Annotated in this window: 15 protein-coding genes, 1 tRNA gene and 1 pseudogene; 11 read left to right on the top strand and 6 right to left on the bottom strand. The window is 49.6% G+C overall.

All coding sequences use genetic code 11. The features are described 5' to 3' along the window. Positions 1–15: 15 nt before the first annotated feature. The 3 genes from NG795_RS16635 (at position 16) to rlmN (ending at position 4924) form a co-directional block, all read left to right on the top strand. Entirely contained in the window at positions 16–1569 is a 1554-nt protein-coding gene (locus NG795_RS16635; protein ID WP_367289770.1) for an FAD-dependent oxidoreductase, read from the top strand. 142 nt (positions 1570–1711) lie between these two features. Beyond that, a complete protein-coding gene (locus tag NG795_RS16630) occupies positions 1712–3427 on the top strand; it encodes an adenylate/guanylate cyclase domain-containing protein (protein WP_367289769.1) in 1716 nt (571 codons plus the stop codon). A 402-nt stretch (positions 3428–3829) separates the two neighbouring features. Further along, positions 3830–4924, top strand: coding sequence for a dual-specificity RNA methyltransferase RlmN (rlmN, locus tag NG795_RS16625; protein ID WP_367289768.1), 1095 nt, complete (start codon positions 3830–3832; stop codon positions 4922–4924). 94 nt (positions 4925–5018) lie between these two features. Here rlmN and NG795_RS16620 read toward each other — a convergent pair whose 3' ends face one another. Next, positions 5019–5204: a replication restart DNA helicase PriA gene (locus NG795_RS16620; RefSeq protein WP_367289767.1), complete on the bottom strand. Its 186-nt coding sequence runs from the start codon at positions 5202–5204 to the stop codon at positions 5019–5021. Between the two features lie 774 nt (positions 5205–5978). Here NG795_RS16620 and NG795_RS16615 point away from each other — a divergent pair. From NG795_RS16615 to NG795_RS16600, 4 genes are all read left to right on the top strand, one after another. After that, positions 5979–6632 (top strand): Uma2 family endonuclease, encoded by a 654-nt coding sequence (locus tag NG795_RS16615; protein ID WP_367289766.1) that lies wholly within the window; start codon positions 5979–5981, stop codon positions 6630–6632. A 192-nt stretch (positions 6633–6824) separates the two neighbouring features. Next, positions 6825–7520, top strand: a complete 696-nt coding sequence (locus tag NG795_RS16610) for a Uma2 family endonuclease (protein ID WP_367289765.1) — start codon at positions 6825–6827, stop codon at positions 7518–7520. Positions 7521–7870: 350 nt separating this feature from the next. After that, positions 7871–8422: a type III secretion system chaperone family protein gene (locus NG795_RS16605; protein WP_367289764.1), complete on the top strand. Its 552-nt coding sequence runs from the start codon at positions 7871–7873 to the stop codon at positions 8420–8422. A gap of 95 nt (positions 8423–8517) precedes the next feature. Further along, entirely contained in the window at positions 8518–12798 is a 4281-nt protein-coding gene (locus NG795_RS16600) for a CHAT domain-containing protein (RefSeq protein ID WP_367289763.1), read from the top strand. A 235-nt stretch (positions 12799–13033) separates the two neighbouring features. Here NG795_RS16600 and NG795_RS16595 read toward each other — a convergent pair whose 3' ends face one another. Next, positions 13034–13324, bottom strand: coding sequence for an antitoxin (locus NG795_RS16595; protein ID WP_367289762.1), 291 nt, complete (start codon positions 13322–13324; stop codon positions 13034–13036). 152 nt (positions 13325–13476) lie between these two features. Here NG795_RS16595 and NG795_RS16590 point away from each other — a divergent pair, with 152 nt between their 5' ends. From NG795_RS16590 to NG795_RS16575, 4 genes and pseudogenes are all read left to right on the top strand, one after another. Then, the gene (locus NG795_RS16590; RefSeq protein WP_367289761.1) at positions 13477–14214 is read left to right on the top strand and encodes a hypothetical protein; all 738 of its coding nucleotides are present in this window, start codon (positions 13477–13479) and stop codon (positions 14212–14214) included. 21 nt (positions 14215–14235) lie between these two features. Then, positions 14236–15030, top strand: coding sequence for a DUF1822 family protein (locus tag NG795_RS16585; protein ID WP_367289760.1), 795 nt, complete (start codon positions 14236–14238; stop codon positions 15028–15030). Between the two features lie 250 nt (positions 15031–15280). Then, the gene (locus NG795_RS16580) at positions 15281–15712 is read left to right on the top strand and encodes a hypothetical protein (RefSeq protein ID WP_367289759.1); all 432 of its coding nucleotides are present in this window, start codon (positions 15281–15283) and stop codon (positions 15710–15712) included. 182 nt (positions 15713–15894) lie between these two features. Then, positions 15895–16059, top strand: a pseudogene (locus tag NG795_RS16575) (pentapeptide repeat-containing protein); the annotation flags it as partial. 235 nt (positions 16060–16294) lie between these two features. Here the strand turns inward: NG795_RS16575 and NG795_RS16570 are convergent. The 4 genes from NG795_RS16570 to glyQ form a co-directional block, all read right to left on the bottom strand. After that, positions 16295–16381 (bottom strand) — tRNA-Ser (locus tag NG795_RS16570). 40 nt (positions 16382–16421) lie between these two features. Next, complete coding sequence (locus NG795_RS16565) at positions 16422–18776, bottom strand: ComEC/Rec2 family competence protein (protein WP_367289758.1); 2355 nt, start codon at positions 18774–18776, stop codon at positions 16422–16424. Positions 18777–18798: 22 nt separating this feature from the next. Further along, positions 18799–19272, bottom strand: coding sequence for a DUF4079 domain-containing protein (locus NG795_RS16560; protein ID WP_436836059.1), 474 nt, complete (start codon positions 19270–19272; stop codon positions 18799–18801). A gap of 53 nt (positions 19273–19325) precedes the next feature. Next, entirely contained in the window at positions 19326–20222 is an 897-nt protein-coding gene (gene glyQ, locus NG795_RS16555; RefSeq protein ID WP_367289756.1) for a glycine--tRNA ligase subunit alpha, read from the bottom strand. Positions 20223–20473: the final 251 nt, after the last annotated feature.

Below are 20473 nucleotides of genomic sequence, written 5' to 3'. Positions count from 1 at the left end.
ATTTGAGTTTAAACCATGACCCTGACTGAACGCATACTCTCTCAACTACCCGGTGATGCTCTCACAGGACTCCATCGCAGCGATCGCCTTTGGCAATCCCTTAAAAAAAATCCCCAAGTGATTCCCTCGGTGATTAGCGAACAGTCACAACCTCTCAACCACTTGGACTGGGATATTTTAGTCTGTGGTGGCACGTTAGGAATTTTTATCGGGGCGGCTTTAGCGATAAAAGGCTGGCGGGTCGCTTTAATTGAGCGCGGTATCTTGCGGGGTCGCGATCAAGAATGGAACATTTCCCGAGAAGAATTAACGGTATTTTTAGAACTGGATTTACTTTCAGAAGCCGAGTTAGAACAGGCGATCGCCACCCAATACAACCCCGCCCGCATTCAATTTAATGGCGGTCCCGAATTCTGGGTCCGCGACGTTCTTAACATCGGCGTCGATCCGGTGTATCTCCTCGATACCCTCAAAGCCCGCTTTTTACAAGCTGGGGGTCAAATTTTTGAAAAAACCCCCTTTGAAAGTGCCAGCGTTCACCCCAATGGCATCATCGTCAAAAGCAGCAACGGACAATCTTTTACAGCCCGTTTACTCCTCGATGTAATGGGACATTTTTCCCCCATTGTCCGCCAAATTCGTCAAGGACAAAAGCCCGATAGTGTCTGTCTAGTTGTCGGCAGTTGTGCGAAAGGATTTCCTCAGAACGAAACCGGAGATTTAATCACATCATTTACCCCAATTCAAAAGCAATGTCAGTATTTTTGGGAAGCTTTTCCAGCAAGAGATGGGCGAACCACTTATTTATTCACTTATTTAGATACCCATCCGAGTCGCCTGAGTTTAACGGAATTATTTGAAGATTACTTAAAGTTGTTACCTGAATATCAAAATGTGGACTTAGCCCAGTTACAATTTGTGCGGGCGCTGTTTGGGTTTTTTCCCGCCTATCGAGACAGTCCAGTGCGATCGCCCTGGGACCGGATTCTGGCGGTTGGGGATAGTAGCGGCATCCAATCTCCCCTCAGTTTCGGGGGATTTGGAGCCATGCTGCGCCATCTCAATCGCCTCACTCAAGGCATTAATGAGGCATTAGAACGAGAGATGCTCTCCCATAATGCCTTAGCCCGATTACAACCCTATCAGCCCAATATTTCGGTCACTTGGTTGTTTCAACGGGCGATGAGTGTTGGGATAGAACAACAACTCGCACCCAATCAAATTAATGAACTCCTCTCCGGTGTTTTCACTTGTATGGAACAGTTAGGAGATCCAGTCCTGAAACCCTTTTTACAAGATGTGATCCAATTTGGGGGACTTTCCCAAACCTTATTTAAAACAGCGATCGCCCAAACCCATTCCGTTTTTCGAGTCATTCCCCAAGTCGGACTCCCGGCTTTGGTAGACTGGATGCAGCATTACCTTAACCTCGGCATTTATAGTGCCTTGTCCCCGATCGGACAACGGTGTGAAACCTGGGTTAATCGCTTACCCCCCGCCCAACAATATTATTGCCATCGCTGGATTCAAGCTTGGCAATACGGATCCGGGGGCGACTGCGAAAATTAAGCGGTTTGGCTGACAATCTTTGCCGTTTCTTCATCAGAAAACGGTGCATCTATCTTCCGTCAGACGCTCCGGAAACTCATGGGGTGCATCTACTAAGAACTCAAAAATATCTTTGTGTTGAGCCTGAATTTCAGGAAATATTATGAAGAAATGGCAAGGATTAAATCAATCCTGGCGGAGTTTAAATATCACCGCCAAATTTAGCTCGGCTTTTATTGGCCTCATGTTAATTTTAGGCGGTGTCGCCACCACCGGATGGCTGTCTCTAAACTTTGTGCGAAGCGAAACTCAAGCAACAATTGTTAGTAGCATTAAACTGCAACGATTGGTGTTTGAAATGAATGATGCTTTAGAAAAAGCCCGTCGCCTAGAACGCGACTTTTTTGAACAGTGGTCAAAAACCGGGTTTTTAGATGCCCGGGAGGAATATGGTAAAGCCTACAGCGAACAGATTGACATGGTGCTCTTGATTAGCGATCTTCTGCAATCGTTACTCTCCACGGATCAAGTCAGTGCCACCTTACGTCAGAGCAATCCAGCGGTCGTTTCTTATGAAGAAATGGTGCAACAGTACGCTAGTAGTTTTCGAGAAGCCGTAGGACTGGTGGGGGAGTTAGGGATGGACAAAACAGGCATCCTGGCTCAGTTACAGCAAAATTCCCAACGATTGGGGGATATTCTCCTACTTGCTGATGATCCGAAGTTGATAGAGCTATATATGCAACTCCAATTTCGGGAAGAAGACTATCTAAACGATCGCCAAAATCCCGAACGCACTGCCCTGTATCAAGCCATTGATGAATTACAGACCGCCATTAAGCAGTCTCCTAACTTAAGTTTAGAACGACAAGTGAGCGCCATCAATGCCCTCAATGATTATCAAGATCTGGCAAAAAAAATTATCCGCTTAGATCTGGAAATTCGAGAGCAAATTTCTCAGTTTGATCGCCAAGCCAATGAACTCTCGGCTCAACTGCTGGAAATCGCCCGCCAAGAAGTTAAGCGGGGGGAAGATCGCATTAACCAAACCAGTCGGGCGGCGACGGGATTGCTGGTAGCTGCGTTATTGTTAGCCCTAGTTTTTGCCAGTGCGATCGCCCAAGAATTTATCTATGCCTTAAAGCAATTAGAAATCGAACAAGCCAAATCCGAAAGTCTCCTCCTGAATATATTACCCAAAACCATCGCCGATCGCCTCAAAGAAGAAACCACCACCATTGCCGACCAATTTACCGATGTCACCGTCTTATTTGCCGATATTGTCGGCTTTACCAATCTCTCCTCCCGCATTTCTCCCCGGGAACTGGTGACCCTCCTCAACGAAATTTTTTCTGAATTTGACCGCCTCGCCGATCTACATGGGTTAGAAAAAATTAAAACCATTGGCGATGCTTATATGCTTGTGGGTGGACTACCTGAACCCAAAGCCGATTGTGCCAAAGATGTCGCAGAAATGGCTTTGGATATGCAGCAGGCGATCGTCCAATTTAATCTCAATCATCAGGAAAATATTAATATTAGAATTGGCATTAACACCGGAGGCGTTGTCGCCGGAGTCATCGGGCAGAAAAAATTTATCTATGACCTTTGGGGGGATGCGGTTAATATTGCCAGCCGGATGGAATCTCACGGTTTACCCGGTTCGATTCAAGTCAGCGAAGACACTTATCAATTGTTAGCTAAATACTATCAATTTGAAGAACGTGGTTCTATTATGATTAAAGGAAAAGGAGAGATGAAAACTTATTTTCTCCTGGGTAGGAATTCTGAAAAAGTAGAGAAAGAACGCAAGTTACTTCCCTTTCCCGATCCAAGTAACAATACCAGCTATGGCATTGGGACTGGATTAGATAGATAGGACAATATTCATCCAGTCTGGACCCTCTAGCTGGGATAAATTGTGGCGGCGATTTCCCCTCCCCAGAGTTGCTAAACTAAAGTAGGGGTTAACTGACATCTTGCACCATTCTCAACAACCGGCGGGGGATAAATCCCCCGCCTAACAGAATCAAGTCGGTTGAAACCGACTGAAAATACCACGGGATAAGACTTGCAGTCGTCTTTAGACGACTTTAGGTATTAGGCCGCCAATCGTTTTAACCCCCGCCGGTTGTTGCCACTGGTGCAAGATCTCAGGGTTAACGGAACTGACCATCCCGGGTGCTTTCTGTATCCTAGAAACCGCCCTCAATTGTTCTGCAACTGTATTACCCACAAATCCCGATCGCCTAGACCCCCTACCCTTAGAGTTGTATCTATCATGACGACTAACCCTCAACCTACCGCTGAACAACCCGCCACAGCAACAGTGGAACAAGGGAAACCTGGAAAATCTTCCCCGGAGAAAAAACCTCTATTGGGACTCTCGTTACCGGAATTAACCGAATGGGTGCAACAGCAACAACAACCCGCCTATCGGGGAAAACAACTGCATAACTGGATTTACGACAAAGGCGCGCGATCGCTGTCTGACATTACGGTATTTTCCAAACAGTGGCGCGAACAAATTGCCGACTATCCCCTGGGGCGCTCGACCATTTCTCACAAATCCATTGCATCTGATGGCACTATTAAATATTTACTGAAATTAAGCGATGGTCAAATCATTGAATCTGTAGGAATTCCCACCGAAAAACGCCTCACCGTTTGCGTTTCTTCTCAAGTGGGATGTCCAATGGGTTGTGACTTTTGTGCCACGGGAAAAGGCGGATTTACCCGCAATTTGGCGACTCATGAAATTGTGGATCAAGTTTTAACGGTGCAGGAAGACTTTGGACGCCGGGTGAGTCACATTGTGTTTATGGGAATGGGAGAACCGTTACTCAATACCGAGAATGTGTTAGCGGCAGTGCGATCGCTCAATGAAGATATCGGAATTGGTCAACGCTGTATCACGATTTCCACCGTCGGCATCCGCGATCGCATCCCCCAACTCGCCAAACATCGCGGTCAATTTACCCTCGCCGTCAGTCTCCATGCTTCTAATCAGAAACTGCGGGAAAAACTGATTCCCAATGCGGGAGGATATCCCATCGAAAGAATCATCGCCGATTGTCGGGAGTATGTGAAAATTTCCGGACGCCGAGTGACGTTTGAATATATCTTACTCGCCGAATTTAACGATCGCCCTGAAAATGCCGAAGAACTCGCCAGTTTATTGCGCGGGTTTCAAAGTCATGTGAACTTGATACCCTATAACCCGATTGAGGAAGTAGACTTTAAACGACCCGATCGCCAGCGCGTGCAAGCGTTTGTAGAAGCGTTAGAAAAGCGACATATTGCAGTCAGCGTCCGGTATTCCCGGGGATTAGAAGCCGATGCAGCTTGCGGGCAATTGAGGGCATCCAAAGCCTAAAAAAGGGGCGATCGCGTTTTGGAATGCGATCGCCCGAATAAAGCAGCAAGAATGTTAGTAAGGAAGAGAGAATAAACCGATTGGATTTTCTAAATTAATGGGACCGACGAATCGAGAGACCCGGAGCATAAGCTTCCACGACGCGACCCGTTGTTACACAACTCACCATCAAATAGTCACAACTCGGACATTGGGTCTGACTGAAATCACGTTTTGAAAAGTAATACCGTTCCGCCAGACTTCCACAATTGGGGCATCGGATCGCTTGAAGTGTTTGCATTTTAAACCCTCTCGGTTAAATGATGAAACGACAAAAAACAGGAAGTAAAAAACAAGAAAAAATTTGAAGAATTAGGGTGAACCTGAGCCAGAAAATTTGAAAATCGCTGTTTAGCCTTTAACCTAGGTCAACAGAATGGGCTTGCACCCTTGACTTCAGGAAAATGAAACCGGCGACTGCCTCCTGCCTACAGAGCATCCAAAAAAAACAATCTTTTTGAGTGAAAACCCATTGCGTTCTAGGGAACTCATCGGGTAGAATCGAGAGAATTTATTCTCTGTCTTCCATTAAAATCATCCCTGAAAACGCCACAGAGGGAAGTGATCCCCATCCGCCTTACCCGTGATCCCCATCACTTTTTGCCCAATTCTCAAGGGGATGCCCCAAAATTCAGCGAATCGTAGAGGCGATCGGTCACCCCCCCAACTCAAACCCCATCAACCCAATCAACCAAAGCGATTATTGCATAACCCTTCATTATAAAACACAAAGGGGACAGAAAAATTCTCCACATCTCAATCCCCACTCCAACCCCACCCCCAACCAACTCTCATCCTCGTGACATCGCTTGAACCCTGTCCCAAAAAATCAGCAGATTAAGCACCTGTAACACTTCAAGAACATCAGAGAATCCCTATCCCCTGATATCCATCTCCAAGGCCGACACTTCAATAATGTTGCTATAATCATTTTATCATAGACTCCCCTCAAAAAAACGCAAATTTCCCTAATTTTAGTATCTAATTACAACTCAAATACCCAAAGGAGGTCACAATGGTTACAGAAACGACAACCACTCCCAAATCCTCAATCATCTACCCCGAAAGCGACGGTCAACCGATGGCAGATAACACCGAACAATTCCAATGGATTGTCACCATTCAAGGAGGAATTGACTCCCTGTTTAAAGAAGACCCCAACGTATTTGTCGCCGGAGACTTACTCTGGTATCCCGTCGAAGGCAACAATAAACTACGAGTCGCCCCCGATGTGATGGTCGCCTTTGGACGCCCCAAAGGAAAGCGCGGGTCTTATCTGCAATGGAAAGAAGACAACATCCCTCCCCAAGTCGTCTTTGAGGTCTTATACCCCGGGAATACCTTAACCGAAATGGCGAAAAAACTGGAATTTTATCAACGCTATGGCGTCGAAGAATACTATCTCTATGACCCGGATAAAATTGACTTGGTAGGTTGGATTCGCACCGAGAATCAACTCACCAGCATTGAAACCATCAATGGCTGGGTTTCTCCCCGGTTAGGCGTGCGATTTGAACTGTCCGAAGAAGGGTTAGAACTCTACCGTCCCGATGGTCGAAAATTCTCCACTTATATTGAATTAGACACCGAACGCCAACAAGCCGAAGAACGTGCTAACCGCCTCGCGGAAAAACTTCGGGAATTAGGCCTTGACCCTGATGCGATGTAATCTCCTTGACCCACCAATACACCCAGAAAATAAAAGGTTCTTCTCCTAGTTTTCCTGGGTGTATTGATTCAAGTCTTAAAACTCATCCCCACCCGAGATAGTTTGGGATAAAATGAATCCACCTAGAATACCCAGTTATCCTGATTGATTGTCGATATCTAATTCGAGACAAAACACCGAACGGAGGCCACAATGGTTACAGAAACAACAACCACTCCAAAATCCTCAATCATCTACCCCGAAAGCGACGGTCAACCGATGGCAGATAACACCAAACAATTTCGTTGGATTGTCACCATTCAAGGAGGAATTGACTCCCTGTTTGAAGAAGACCCCAACGTATTTGTGGCCGGAGACCTACTTTGGTATCCCGTCGAAGGCAACAATAAACTGCGAGTCGCCCCAGATGTGATGGTCGCTTTTGGACGCCCCAAAGGCGATCGCGGGTCTTATCTGCAATGGAAAGAAGACAACATCCCTCCCCAAGTCGTCTTTGAAGTCTTGTCTCCCGGAAATACCGTGATAGAAATGATAAAAAAACTGGAATTTTATCAACGCTATGGCGTCGAAGAATACTATCTCTATGACCCGGATAAAATTGACTTCCTAGGTTGGATTCGCACGGAGAATCAACTCACCCGCATTGAAACCATCAATGGCTGGGTTTCTCCCCGGTTAGGCGTGAGATTTGAAATGCCCGAGTCCGGGTTAGAAATCTATCGTCCCGATGGTCGAAAATTCTCGACTTATCTTGAAGAAGCTCAACGGGCCCAACAAGCCGAAGAACGCGCCCAGCAAGAAGCTCAACGCGCCCAACAAGCCGAAGAACGCGCCCACCGCCTTGCGGAACAAATGCGGGAATTAGGCATTGACCCTGATGCGATGTAAGTGAAACAGGACTAGCCCTGTCCAGTTGTATTTTATAGTAGGGGCGCAAGCATTGCGCCCCTACGTGAAATCATACCCAATCCGGTTTTGAAAAGTCCTTTTCTTTCTGACGCCGCGCAGGGCTCTGGTGAACACCGTCGAACCACGGGCTTCATCCGTATAGCCCTTTCTTAGCCCGCGCAGGCGGGCTTCGTCCGTATAGCCCCAGGCTTTAGCCTGCGGGGGTTTTTGCCAATTTCTTCCCCCTGCCACCGACAGACCCCCACCCCACCCTGCATAAAAAACAGTGCCAGAATCGATATAACAGTGTAGGCAAATTCGGGAGAACAAATCTCCGAGGAGTTGGGAATATGGCGACAACCTTAGCAGAGGTGGCGGGTTTTCTGGACAATCGCGGATGGCACTACCGCAGCGACACGGACCGAAATCGCATCATTACCGCAGTCGAGTCCGAACAGGTCGAGAATTTTACGATTGTGATTCAGGTGCAAGAAGACGGGGAATATTTGGCCCTGGTTGCGCCGCAGCTATTGGAACTCAAAGACCATATATATAAAGGAGTGGCGTTTCAGACCCTGTTAGCCATCGCCTGGGAGGTGCAACTGTTGCGGTGGGAATATGACCCCAGGGATGGAGAAGTGCGAACCAGTACCGGAATAGCCTTGGCAGATGCAACTCTGACAGAAAAACAGTTTAACCGCCTGCTGTCGGGGTTAATTCAATTCACCAATGACGGTGTGGAACGGTTGCAGGGGGTGTTGGCGACGGGAAATGACCCTGGAGGAAAGACCACCCCCGCCCAAATGATGGCGGCGTTGCGGGAGATGTTGTCCGATGAGGGGTTGGCAGAACTTCAGGCGCAACTCCAACAGTTACAAGGTGAGGGGGATTCGGTTGGATAACCCTTTGAATCCATCGCCAGCACAGCCAGTTTCCCCTCGGGACTGTCCTCTGTGCATCTGTTTCTTAGAATTTCAATCCAAAAAACGAGGACATAATGAAACCATTATTTGAACAAATTTGTGGCTTTTTAGATGATCGGAACTGGCACTATCAACCGGACTGGGAACAGCAATACCTGATTTTGGAGGTGGAGGGTTTAACCGTAGTTGTAGAAGCATCAGAAAACGGGGAATTTGTCAAGATATTTCTGCCCCAATTGTTGACGATTAGTACCGACCATCCCCACTATGAGGCGGCTTTGCAAACCTTGCTGCATCTGGGTTGGCAATATAAACTGGCAAGGTGGCAACGAGACCCGGATGATGGGGAAGTGCGGTTGCAGGCGGATTTACCGTTAGAAGATGGCGAACTGACCGAAAAGCAGTTTTGGCAGACACTGGAGGGAACCCTGCAAATTGCCCAACAGGGACGAGAACAACTGCGGCGAATATTGGAGATGGGGAAAGATAGCCCGGAGAGAACAGCATTATTTGAAGCCTTGCTGCAAGCCGAAATCAAGGGATGTGCTGAAGCGGTTTATCAGGAATTGGATCAACGGGGTCGCAGACTTGACCCTCAATTACCTGATGCAGCTAGAACCTTTCTTCAAAAATTCCGCACCACAGGAAATCAGGAGTTAGAAGCAGCCGTCGTGGCACTGATTGAAAACATCGCTATTCGTCTTGATAGCTATCCCCGAGGTCGCCGAGAACAGAATGTAGCTATTGCCATTCAACTCTACTGGTTGGTACTGGACGCACGACCCCCAGAACGCCTCCCGGACAAGTGGGCGCAAACCCAAAACAACCTGGGTTTAGCCTACTCTAACCTGCCCACGGGCGATCGCGCCGCCAACCTGCAACAGGCCATCGACTGCTACGAAAGGACCCTCACCATAAGGAAGCCCGACACTGCCCCCTTAGAATGGGCGATGACCCAAAACAACCTGGGGAATGCCTACAAAAACCTCCCCACGGGCGATCGCGCCGCTAACCTGCAACAGGCCATCGATTGCTACCAAAGCGCCCTCAAGGTCTGGAAGTCCGACACCGCCCCCCTAGATTGGGCGATGACCCAAAACAACCTGGGTTCTGCCTACTTATCCCTCCCCACGGGCGATCGCGCCGACAATCTGCAACAAGCTATCGACTGCTACCAAAGCGCCCTCAAGGTCTGCAAGTCCGACACTGCCCCCCTAGATTGGGCGATGATCCAAAACAACCTGGGGAATGCCTACAAAAACCTCCCCACGGGCGATCTCGCCGCTAACCTGCAACAGGCCATCAACTGCTACCAAAGCGCCCTCACCATCAGGAAGCCCGACACTGCCCCCTTAGAATGGGCGATGACCCAAAACAACCTGGGGACTGCCTACTCTGACCTGCCCACGGGCGATCTCGCCGCTAACCTGCAACAAGCCATCGATTGCTACCAAAGCGCCCTCAAGGTCTGGAAGTCCGACACCGCCCCCCTAGATTGGGCGATGACCCAAAACAACCTGGGGAATGCCTACAAAAACCTCCCCACGGGCGATCTCGCCTCCAACCTGCAACAGGCTATCGACTGCTACCAAAGCGCCCTCACCGTCTGGAAGCCCGACACTGCCCCCTTAGAATGGGCGATGACCCAAAACAACCTGGGGACTGCCTACTCTGACCTGCCCACGGGCGATCTCGCCGCCAACCTGCAACAGGCTATCGACTGCTACCAAAGCGCCCTCACCGTCTGGAAGCCGGACACCGCCCCCTTAGATTGGGCGAGGACCCAAAACAACCTGGGTAATGCCTACTTATGCCTGCCCACGGGCGATCGCGCCGTCAACCTGCAACAGGCTATCAAATGCTACCAAAGCGTCCTCACCGTCAGGAAGCCGGACACCGCCCCCTCAGATTATTGGGCGATGACCCAAAACAACCTGGGTAATGCCTACTTATACCTGCCCACGGGCGATCGCGCCGTTAACCTGCAACAGGCTATCAAATGCTACCAAAGCGCCCTCAAGGTGTGGAAGCCGGACACCGCCCCCTCAGATTGGGCGATGACCCAAAACAACCTGGGTTCTGCCTACTTATACCTGTCCACGGGCGATCGCGCCGCCAACCTGCAACGGGCGATTCAATACTACGAAGATGCCCTCAAGGTGTGGAAGCCCGAGACCACCCCCTCAGATTGGGCGATGACCCAAAACAACCTGGGTGCTGCCTACTCTAACCTGCCCACCGGCGATCTCGCCGCTAACCTGCAACGGGCGATTCAATGCTACGAAAATGCCCTCACCGTCAGGAAGCCGGACACCGCCCCCTTAGATTGGGCGACGACCCAAAACAACCTGGGGACTGCCTACTCTGACCTCCCCACGGGCGATCTCGCCGCTAACCTGCAACGGGCGATTCAATGCTACGAAAATGCCTTCACCGTCTGGAAAACAGACACCGCCCCCTTAGATTGGGCGACGACCCAAAACAACCTGGGGAATGCCTACTCTGACCTGCCCACAGGCGATCGCGCCGCCAACCTGCAACGGGCGATTCAATGCTACGAAAATGCCCTCACCGTCAGGAAGCCCGACACCGCCCCCTTAGATTGTCTACAAACCGCTCGCAATTGGGCTAACTTGGAATTTAATCAAGGGCATTGGCAACAAGCCTTAAAGCAGTATCAGACTGCCATTGAAGCCATTGAACAATCTCGCCGTTTTGCCTTGAGTGAAGACCGTCGCCAGCAGATTGTCCGGGAGTCGATTTATGTTTATGAAAATGCCATCCAAGCCGCCATCAACCTCGACGACATCCCCACCGCCCTGGAAATTGTCGAACGGGTGAGGGCGAAACGCCTGGTAGACTTGATGGCAACCGCTGACCTCTACGCTGACGGCAATATTCCCCCCCAGGTGCAGCAGTGGCTACAACAACTCGATCGCCTCGATGACCAAATCGCCCAAAAACGCAACGAATTTAAAGACGACTCCGGGGAAACGAAAGAAGACGGACTCAAAACCCGCCAACTCCGCGCCGCCACCACCGTCTCCGCTGAAATTGCCGAAATCGAACGCCAAAAACAAGGCATCCTCGACCAACTTTCCAGCGTTGATGAAGTGGTTGCCAAACTGCGGCAAGTTCAACCCCCGAAACTCTCGGACTTTCAACCCCTGCTATCGGAAAAAACCGCAATTCTCAACTTTTATACCACCGACGACGATACCCATATTTTCATCCTGCGTTCGGGAGAGTCCCAACCCCGTCGTTTCACCTGCAAAGGACAGGGCAAAAAAACCCTACAACGGTGGTTAGGAGAAACTTGGGCGATGCCCTATCTCAGCGACAAAACCCAGTGGCGGAAACAAATGCCGGACACCCTGGCGGAAATTGCCCACCGCCTGGAACTCAACCGCCTGATCACCGAACACCTGCAAGACATGGAGGAATTAGTAATCGTTCCCCATCTCTTTCTACATCAAATCCCCTTCGTGGCGTTACCCATCCATCTCTCTTCGCCCACTGGGAAAGGGGCCGGGGGTGAGGGTTATCTCGGCGACAAATTCCTGATCCGATACGCCCCCAGTCTGCAAGTTCTCGGCTTCTGTCACCATCGGAGTCAGGTCTCCAGTACCGATTATGGCACCGCAGAAAACGCCAACGATGACCTGCCATTCAGCGGTTTCGAGGGGTTAAAAGTCGCGGAACTGTTCAAAATTGACCCCCAACGCCGCCTCATCGGTGCCGCAGCTACCCGCCAAAACTACCGGAAATTACTGGAAAACATCAACTGCCTGGTAAGCAGTCACCATGCCCAAAGTCGCTTTGACAATTCTCAGGAGTCGGGATTATACCTCAGCGACGGCACCATCAGCGTCAGCCAACTGTTTTCTCCCGGTTGGCGTTTCCCGCAATTAGAGGAAGTGTTCCTCTCCTGTTGCGAAACGGGGCTATTTCTGCCGGATAGTGCCATTGATGAACCCGTCGCCTTGAGTACCGGATTTCTCTGTGCCGGGGCGCGGGGTGTAATCGCCAGTCAGTGGTCAATTTACGACTGTTCAGCGGCGCTGTTATCGATTCTCTATCACGAACAACGGAAACAAGGGTTCAACCGGGTTCGCGCTTTGCAAACCGCACAACAAAAAATGCGCCAAATGACAGGGGCGGAGTTTAAGCAGCAGTATAAAGAGCCCGTGGAAGAGCATTTGAACGCTGAGAAGAATCGACTCCTTAATCGTCCCTTGACCTCCACCCGCGTCTACGATGCGAAACGACTGATTAAACAGTATGCCAACGACAAAGGTTGTCCGTTTGAGCATCCGGTACATTGGGGGGCGTTGGGATGTTACGGATTGGGGTGAAGATTTCCTGATGATGGGGCTGCAACCCAGTCACAAAGGGAACTCCAACAAATAAAACCGCCAAAAACCCCACAGGCTGAAGCCTGGGGCTACACGCACTTCGACAAGCTCAGCAGAAGCCCGCCTACGCGGGCTAAGAGTGTCTTGTTAGGTGCGATCGCATCGGATATGGATGATTTATTTGTTGGAATACCCAAAGAACCCTAAATCTGTAGGGGCGATTCGCGAATCGCCTCTACATTTCCCTTCGTGCGGTAGTGACGCAATCTTGTAGGTAAAGATTAATGACTTCCTGATAAGACAAGCCTTCTTCTTGCGCCATCTTCTCAAAATATTCGATTACATCAATTCCCAGAGAAATTGTGACTTCTTTTTTTAAAGGTTTGGCAAAAGGATTCGGTCTCCTTTTCATTTGCAAAAGTGGGTATTCTGGTTCCATGAGTTTATCTGCGATTAAAACTGATTCAGATTCTTCAAAAGAAACACCATGATTTTGGGGATTAATCGAGATATTATAGGACTGCACATTTTCCCATGTTACTATGGTATGTCAAGCTCAGAAAAAAGTCAAGCCCTGGGAACTCCCGACCGCCGATTAAGAACTGTGCAAAAAAGGCGATCGCCCCCCGGGAAATGTGGGATAATCTGATTAGGTCTAGCGAGTTGAGGAATGTAGCGGTGACAGAAGATTCTAAATGTCCCCATGAGCAGTTAAAAAACATTTTTCGTCAGGCGCTCAAAGCCAAATCTGCTAAAGAACGCAAACGCCTGCGACGGGAGGGAATGCGAATGATGATGGCGGCACCAGAACGCTGTTTTTGGAAGGGAGAACCGCCCCAATATCGCGATGATTTACTGTATATTGAAGCAGCAGCGGTGGCTTGGGATTATATAGAACGCAAAATTCATGGAAATGTCCGGGGTGGGGAAGTTTACGACCCCGATATTGAAAAGGCTGCCAGTCCCATAACGCTGTGGAATACCCGCTGCAAAGGGGAATATCAAGACCGACTCAACCGAGAGCGTCAATTAATCGATAATAACCCCAAAAGACCCGATCCAGAAAAACCTTACAATATTGATGATGAACCTCCGCCCCCTGTAGATATTCCCCGGTTAGAACGGATTCGCCGAGAAATTGAAAATGACCCCACAGGGGAGTTAAGCGGTTCTTTTGTCCGCCAAAATCCACCGCCTCCGATTACCGTTCAAGATGCTTTGCTGGTGATTTACGATCGCGTCTCTCGGGGCGAAAAATACACGCTCAAATTAGTTGCCGAACATTTTAATATCCCGCCGGGAGTCGTCAACGCGGCTTGGAGTCGCACCATCAGTCCCCTGTTGAGAAAAATGGGCGATCGCCTGTCTCGGGAACTGGATTTAGAAATGGATATTTTCCCTGACCAAATTTGTTAACTAGAACCAGATATTAAAACCATGAACACTCAAGAATTATTCGGTCAACTAATTCCGATTCCACCCCAAATCAATCTCCATTTACAAAGGCTGGCGGCGACCCTGGAACCCTCCCAATTCCAAGGGATTGCGGAAAGAGCGATGGCGGTTTGGGTGGTGCATCGCTATCTGCAACGGTTCGATTATCAATCTGATTTTCGCACCAGTAGCGCCTGGAATGTCGCCGCCCAGGTTTTAACGGATTTGGCGGATTTAGAAATCTTTGAAGATAGCCGCAGTTTGGGAATTGTAGAATGTATCCCCCTCGCTGCGGATGCGGAAAGTTTGGAGATTCCTGAACAGGCGGTAATGGGCGATCGCATCGCCTATATTGCGGTAGAAATGAATGCCGAAAAGACTTGGGGAAAAATCATCGGATTTACTCCCGCCCTAGAAACCGAATATCCAGAATTGAGTATCGATCGCCAAGACTTGTTAGAATGCGATCGGCTGTTGGATTTATTGGAACTCGCTGCACCTCTGGCAGACGCATCCCGATTTTCTGAATTAGAATCCTATTGGTCAGGTTGGAGTGAATGCTTTGAGGAACAACGCCAAGCGGTTGTCGCCCAATTGGAAAAAGCTTTATTATTAGAAACCCTCGAACCTCTGCAAGTGGAGTCTGCCGCCCAGGAACTGGAAGCGTTAATCGCCCAATCGGTGGCGGATTCGGGGCGAGAATTGGCAGTTCGAGAAGATGCCGAAGATGAGTCCCGCCAAGAATTGCGATCGATTTTGCGGCGGTTGTTTGAGTCTTTGCGGCAACTGGAAGACTAATTGCTACCGCCCTGACTGTAACGCTTTAGTCTATAAAAACCCGCAGGCTCAAGCCTGGGGCTATACGGACAAAGCCCGCCTGCGCGGGCTGATCCAGGAAATGGACTTTTAACAATCGGATGGGGTATGAGCCCTCGCATAAAAAATCACGGTTTGACCGTTAGTGATGTATGGGATGTGAATTGCCACCTCTTGAAGGTTAGGTTGCACTCTCAACCCCAGCCACAACTATCGAACTCAAGGCAAAATCATGGAACCTATTGCTAACATTTTACCCAATGTCATTCCCAATGTCATCACCGCCCAAAACGGCTTATATCCGATGGTGCAAAATGCGATCGCCTCTTCTCAAATCCGGGTGGAAACCTTGCCCTACGCGGTTCGGTGGCATCTGCCCGCTCACAAATATGATCAAGCAAAACCCTTGATCAAGGAATTAACACGACCCGCTGGGGGCAACAATGCGACTTTTTCTCATGGGAATTGGTGGAATCCGGTGACTAAAACTTGGGTTGGAGAACCCATTGTTTTGGTCAAATCCTTCATGACTGCGGAAGTGTTGCAACACAACCTCGGCGCGATGCTGCGGGGTTCCTATCGCATGGGTCAAGAACTCGGAGAAAGTGCGATCGCTCTCGAAATTCTCAGCAATAATATGATGCTGATCATCCCCACTGATTAAGTGCGATCGTCACCCTACCCGCCTACTTTTACCAGGCGGGTTGCATTTATTCAAAGACAATGAGCGCGCCAACGTGACTAGCAAAAACCCACAGCGTCAAGGGCTATACGGACAAAGCCAGCGGGCGCGGGCTAAAGAGTAAAGACGACTTTTGAACTCCGGATTTAGTATTAACCTGGGCAAATTTCAGTGCAGCGAATCTCTATCAGGCGAATCTCCGGGGTGTCAATCTCACGTCAGCAAATTTAGACTCGGCGAATCTCGAACATTGCATCAAGGGCGATACTCCCTTAAGGATGCTGCGTTTATCTGTAGGCACAGGCATCATTAGCACGAAACCTTTATAGCGGTTCCCGGCTTCTCATGGTACAAAAGCTATCAAAGGCTATCAGGAGTGCGAGCATCTTGCTCGCTATTATCCAGAGCGAGCAAGATGTAAGTGCGTTCCGCACAGGCTCCGCCAACGCACTCCCAAAAATGTCCTTACCAGATTAAGCGCTTATCTGCCATTAAATTTTGTTAACCTGGGCTGACCGAAAAATCAGGCTTGATCAACCTGCAATAACCAACAAGATTTAGAAACGGAGAGGGGGGGATTCGAACCCCCGATGGCTGTGACACCATAACAGATTTCGAGTCTGCCGCATTCAACCGCTCTGCCACCTCTCCAATTGCTCATATTACCCTATCGCACCCGGTTTGGGAAGCCCTAAAGGAAAAGATTTTCATTGTCCCGAGGATCTAAGGTTGATCCAAAGCCATCCCGGGCGTTCCACTGAATTGCCCCCTCGCGACCGATCGCGTAAATTTGAATATTCCGTCGCCGCAGCAATCGTTCTGTCTCCGGGTCGATCTCATCATTCGAGGCGATCGCCACAGACGGTTCCAGCGCCTCTATTAAATAAGGAGCCAATTGTTCCCCGGACCACCACAACACCCTTAAAGGTGACTCATCATTCTCTGTTGCCAACAACGAACCCGCCGTGGCTAAATGGCTTTGCTCCGATGGATTCAGGTCCCCCAGTAAAAACCACATCTGATTCTGAATCTGGAACTGCACCACCGGGGGCCTCAGACTCACCACCTGAACCGCTGTTTTCCCCACTGCCAAGGTTTGCCCGATGGGTAACGGATGATAAGACCCTTTGCGATCGCTTAAATTGGCCAGCAAAGGACGATCGCTGGTCTCATTAGGGCCAATTTGCGGGGAAGAAAACAGCCGCACTCGCAAACTATCCAAAACCTGATACCACCCACTCCGGTAATTCACTGGCGTGGTGGCGATCGCCCAATCAATCTGATTCACCCCCTGCTGACGCAGAAACGGCAACACCGAATATCGTGCCGTCGCGTCATCCCCACTATTAATCACAATCGCTTTCCCGCGATCTTGCACCACCAACACCGGATCGCCCCGAGTTGCTAGGGCCGTAATCTGAAATACCGTAGTTCGGGCATAAAACACCGGAACCACCACCAAACCTACCGCAAATAGCAACCCCAACAGCCATCGCCGTTTTTGATGTAACCACGGAATCAGCCACACCGACACCACAATTCCATAGAGAATCACCAACTGCACAATTGAAAGGGTTCCTGTGGCAATGGAATTCCCGGGTAATTGGCTGACAAATTCCACAATGGCGATGGTGAATTTGAGGGGATAATACAGTAACCAGGCGATCGCTGTTCCAGCTAGAGGCCAGATTGCAGCAGCGATCGCACTGATAAATCCCCCCAGAGTAATCCCCGCCAAAGGTAACGACAGCACAATATTTAATCCAATACTATAAGGAGCTAACACCCCAAAATTATAAAGTTGCAGGGGTAGCACCCACACCGATACAGCGATCGGCACCGCAATCAAAGAGGCGATCGTGGGCGGTAACCAATCCAACCGCTTCAAAACGGGGGGAGTGGATACCAACAATCCCAGAGTCGCCAAAAAACTCATTTGAAATCCTAAATCCCAAATCCACAGGGGATTCCAAATCAGCAAAAAGGTCGCTGCCAATAGCAGAGACCCCAAAGCATTGACCTGACGCTGCATTAAGGGAGCCAGTAACGCCGCACAACCCATTAATGCGGCTCGTAAAACCGATGGTGAACCCCCAGTTACGAACACATAGATGATTAAAACTGCTGCGCCATATCCAAATTGGGCTTTCTCAGAAAACCGGCGGGTGACGGCCCGCACTAATCCTAAAATGACCGCCACATGAAACCCGGAAGCAGCTAGAACATGGGCTAAACCCACCTGTATAAATCGTTCGCGAATGTCATGACCCAGATCAACGGCGCGTCTGCCTAACACCATTGCACTGAGCAACGGACCTTCTGGTACTCCCAATCCCCGGACTTGAGCACGCAGAATCCGCCGTCGCAGTTGCCACATTCCCCAATTCTGGGGGCGATCGCTCGGCAAAAAATTCACCTGCCGTCCTGCTAACCCGGCAAAAGTCCCTTCTCTAGCCAAATAAGCCTGAAAGTCAAACCCTCCCGGATTCGCTGCCGGTTGAGGCAAATACAATCGACCCGTTACCTCCACCCGTTGACCCGGATATAAGCCAGTCCCTTGAAGTAAGGGAACCGTGACATAGAGCTTGCCGGTAACGGTTTGGGTTTTTGCCGTATCGCTTCCCCCACTTCCAGAAGTCCCGACAATTTCAATCACTTGGTTCGGCTCAAACCAGAATTGAATGCGGTTGCTGCGGGTTAATCGGGGTTCACTGGTGACTTTGCCGAAGACGTTCACCAGTTGCTGCTGACTGGGGGCATCTGCGGGAGCCACAAACCGGCTGATATCATTCACGCCAATTTGTGGCTCCCGCAGGGGTAAATAGAGGGTTGCCAGAAACCCGATTGCTCCTGCAATTAGCCAAATTCTCGGTTGTAACCCGGCTTTTAGGACTTCAATGCGTCTGGGAAATGGCACTTTTAGCAAGAGTACAGCGGCGATCGCTCCCGTTAAAGTCAGGACCACCACTCCTCCCCAGGTAAAAGCGGTGCAGAGCAATCCTAAAATGTAGGCTAAACACAGAACGACTAAAGGGGCAGAAGTCATCAGGTTGCGCTTCCCTCTTCTTCTATATAGATAGACCCAATTTTAATCCCAGCAGAGCATGAACTAACATTAGCCCTAGGGCCACGGTTCCTAAATAGGCATGAGCGGCCCGGAGGGTGAGGCGATCGCCTTGAAATCCCAAAGACATCGCACCATTGAGAGCTAACAACACCAATAATATAGAACCCGTCCAGAAATGAGGGCTTTCTAAAATCGGCTGTCGTTGCATCACCAGAGATAAAACCCCTCCGGTATAACCCAGTGCCATAAATAGAAACATCCAAGGGGCAAGTTTGCGGTGGTCGCTGCGGCCCTTAATTGCGGCGTCCTTATCCGCTGCCACTCGTCCCTGCCATCCGGACCAACCGACATAACTGCCCAGTACAAATATCACAATCCCCATCATGAGGGGATGTCCCCAATGGACAATCGGCTCAGGCATTCCCAAACTGCGAAACTGACTGGCGATCGGTTCAAGGACTTCGCTGAGATCCATCATTCCTTCTCCTATTCTTGACTCTTTAGTTCCAGATCACGGGTTAAACCCACTTAAGCAGCCGAGGCTTTATCCGAGGCGTCACCTTTCAGAAGCGGGAACCCGAGTTTCTCCCGTTGCTCCAGATACAGATGAGCCACCCGTCGCGCCAAATTGCGGATCCGCCCAATATAACGAGTCCGCTCCGTCACAGAAATGACGCCTCTGGCATCTAATAGATTAAAGGTATGAGAACACTTCAGGACATAATCCAGGGTAGGGGCCACCAATCCTCGCGCCGTTAGTTGTTCTGCCTCTTCTTCATAAAGTGCAAAGAGCTTGAACAGTAAATCTGGATTAGAAGCCTCGAAGTTATAGATGCACTGTTCCACCTCTCCCTGGAGGTGAACATCTCCATAAGTCACCTCATCGGTCCAGTTAATCTTAGTAAAGGCATCCTTTTCCTGGAGATACATCGTTAAGCGTTCCAGTCCATAAGTAATCTCAATGGAGACGGGACGGCAATCGATGCCTCCACATTGTTGGAAGTAGGTAAATTGAGTAATCTCCATGCCATCGAGCCAAACTTCCCAGCCGACACCCCAGGCCCCTAGGGTTGGAGACTCCCAGTTATCCTCCACAAACCGAATATCCCGGTCTTCCGGACGGATCCCTAAAGCCCGCAGAGAATCCAGATATAGATCCTGGATATTGTCTGGGGAGGGTTTGATGATGACTTGATACTGATAATAGTGTTGGTAGCGGTTGGGGTTCTCGCCATAGCGGCCATCGGTGGGACGACGGCAAGGTTCGACATAAGCCACAGACCAAGGCTCGGGACCGATCGCCCGTAAGAAGGTATGGGGATTCATGGTGCCTGCGCCTTTTTCAATATCGTAGGGCTGGGCAATCAGACAACCGCGATCGGCCCAAAACTGATTTAACGTGGCAATCACTGACTGAAAATTCACGGTTCGCTTTCCTCTGCAAGCAAGTTCATTATTTATTCTCGCCTAAAACTCCCCCCGTGAAAGGCTTCCAGAGGTTTTTCAAAAAAAGTTTAAAAATTTTTCCAAAAACGCTTGACAAACCCTAGTGGGTTAGTTAAAGTAGTAAAGCGCGGTGAGGAAAGGCAACGAACCGACTCGCGCCTGAACCAAGACAATTAAAGAGTTTGAAAGCCAATAGAAACCTGGTCTCGTCAAGAAATCAGAAGTCTCTA

It is taken from the genome of Laspinema palackyanum D2c (genome assembly GCF_025370875.1).
Lineage (GTDB): Bacteria > Cyanobacteriota > Cyanobacteriia > Cyanobacteriales > Laspinemataceae > Laspinema > Laspinema palackyanum.
Note: the sequence above shows the minus strand (reverse complement) of the source record. Positions and strands in the feature narration are given on the sequence as shown.

Coding starts and splice junctions, on each gene's coding strand:
- NG795_RS16635 (WP_367289770.1), top strand. CDS start 16: ATGACCCTGACTGAACGCATACTCTCTCAACTACCCGGTGATGCTCTC.
- NG795_RS16630 (WP_367289769.1), top strand. CDS start 1,712: ATGAAGAAATGGCAAGGATTAAATCAATCCTGGCGGAGTTTAAATATC.
- rlmN (WP_367289768.1), top strand. CDS start 3,830: ATGACGACTAACCCTCAACCTACCGCTGAACAACCCGCCACAGCAACA.
- NG795_RS16620 (WP_367289767.1), bottom strand. CDS start 5,204: ATGCAAACACTTCAAGCGATCCGATGCCCCAATTGTGGAAGTCTGGCG.
- NG795_RS16615 (WP_367289766.1), top strand. CDS start 5,979: ATGGTTACAGAAACGACAACCACTCCCAAATCCTCAATCATCTACCCC.
- NG795_RS16610 (WP_367289765.1), top strand. CDS start 6,825: ATGGTTACAGAAACAACAACCACTCCAAAATCCTCAATCATCTACCCC.
- NG795_RS16605 (WP_367289764.1), top strand. CDS start 7,871: ATGGCGACAACCTTAGCAGAGGTGGCGGGTTTTCTGGACAATCGCGGA.
- NG795_RS16600 (WP_367289763.1), top strand. CDS start 8,518: ATGAAACCATTATTTGAACAAATTTGTGGCTTTTTAGATGATCGGAAC.
- NG795_RS16585 (WP_367289760.1), top strand. CDS start 14,236: ATGAACACTCAAGAATTATTCGGTCAACTAATTCCGATTCCACCCCAA.
- NG795_RS16580 (WP_367289759.1), top strand. CDS start 15,281: ATGGAACCTATTGCTAACATTTTACCCAATGTCATTCCCAATGTCATC.
- NG795_RS16565 (WP_367289758.1), bottom strand. CDS start 18,776: ATGACTTCTGCCCCTTTAGTCGTTCTGTGTTTAGCCTACATTTTAGGA.
- NG795_RS16560 (WP_436836059.1), bottom strand. CDS start 19,272: ATGGATCTCAGCGAAGTCCTTGAACCGATCGCCAGTCAGTTTCGCAGT.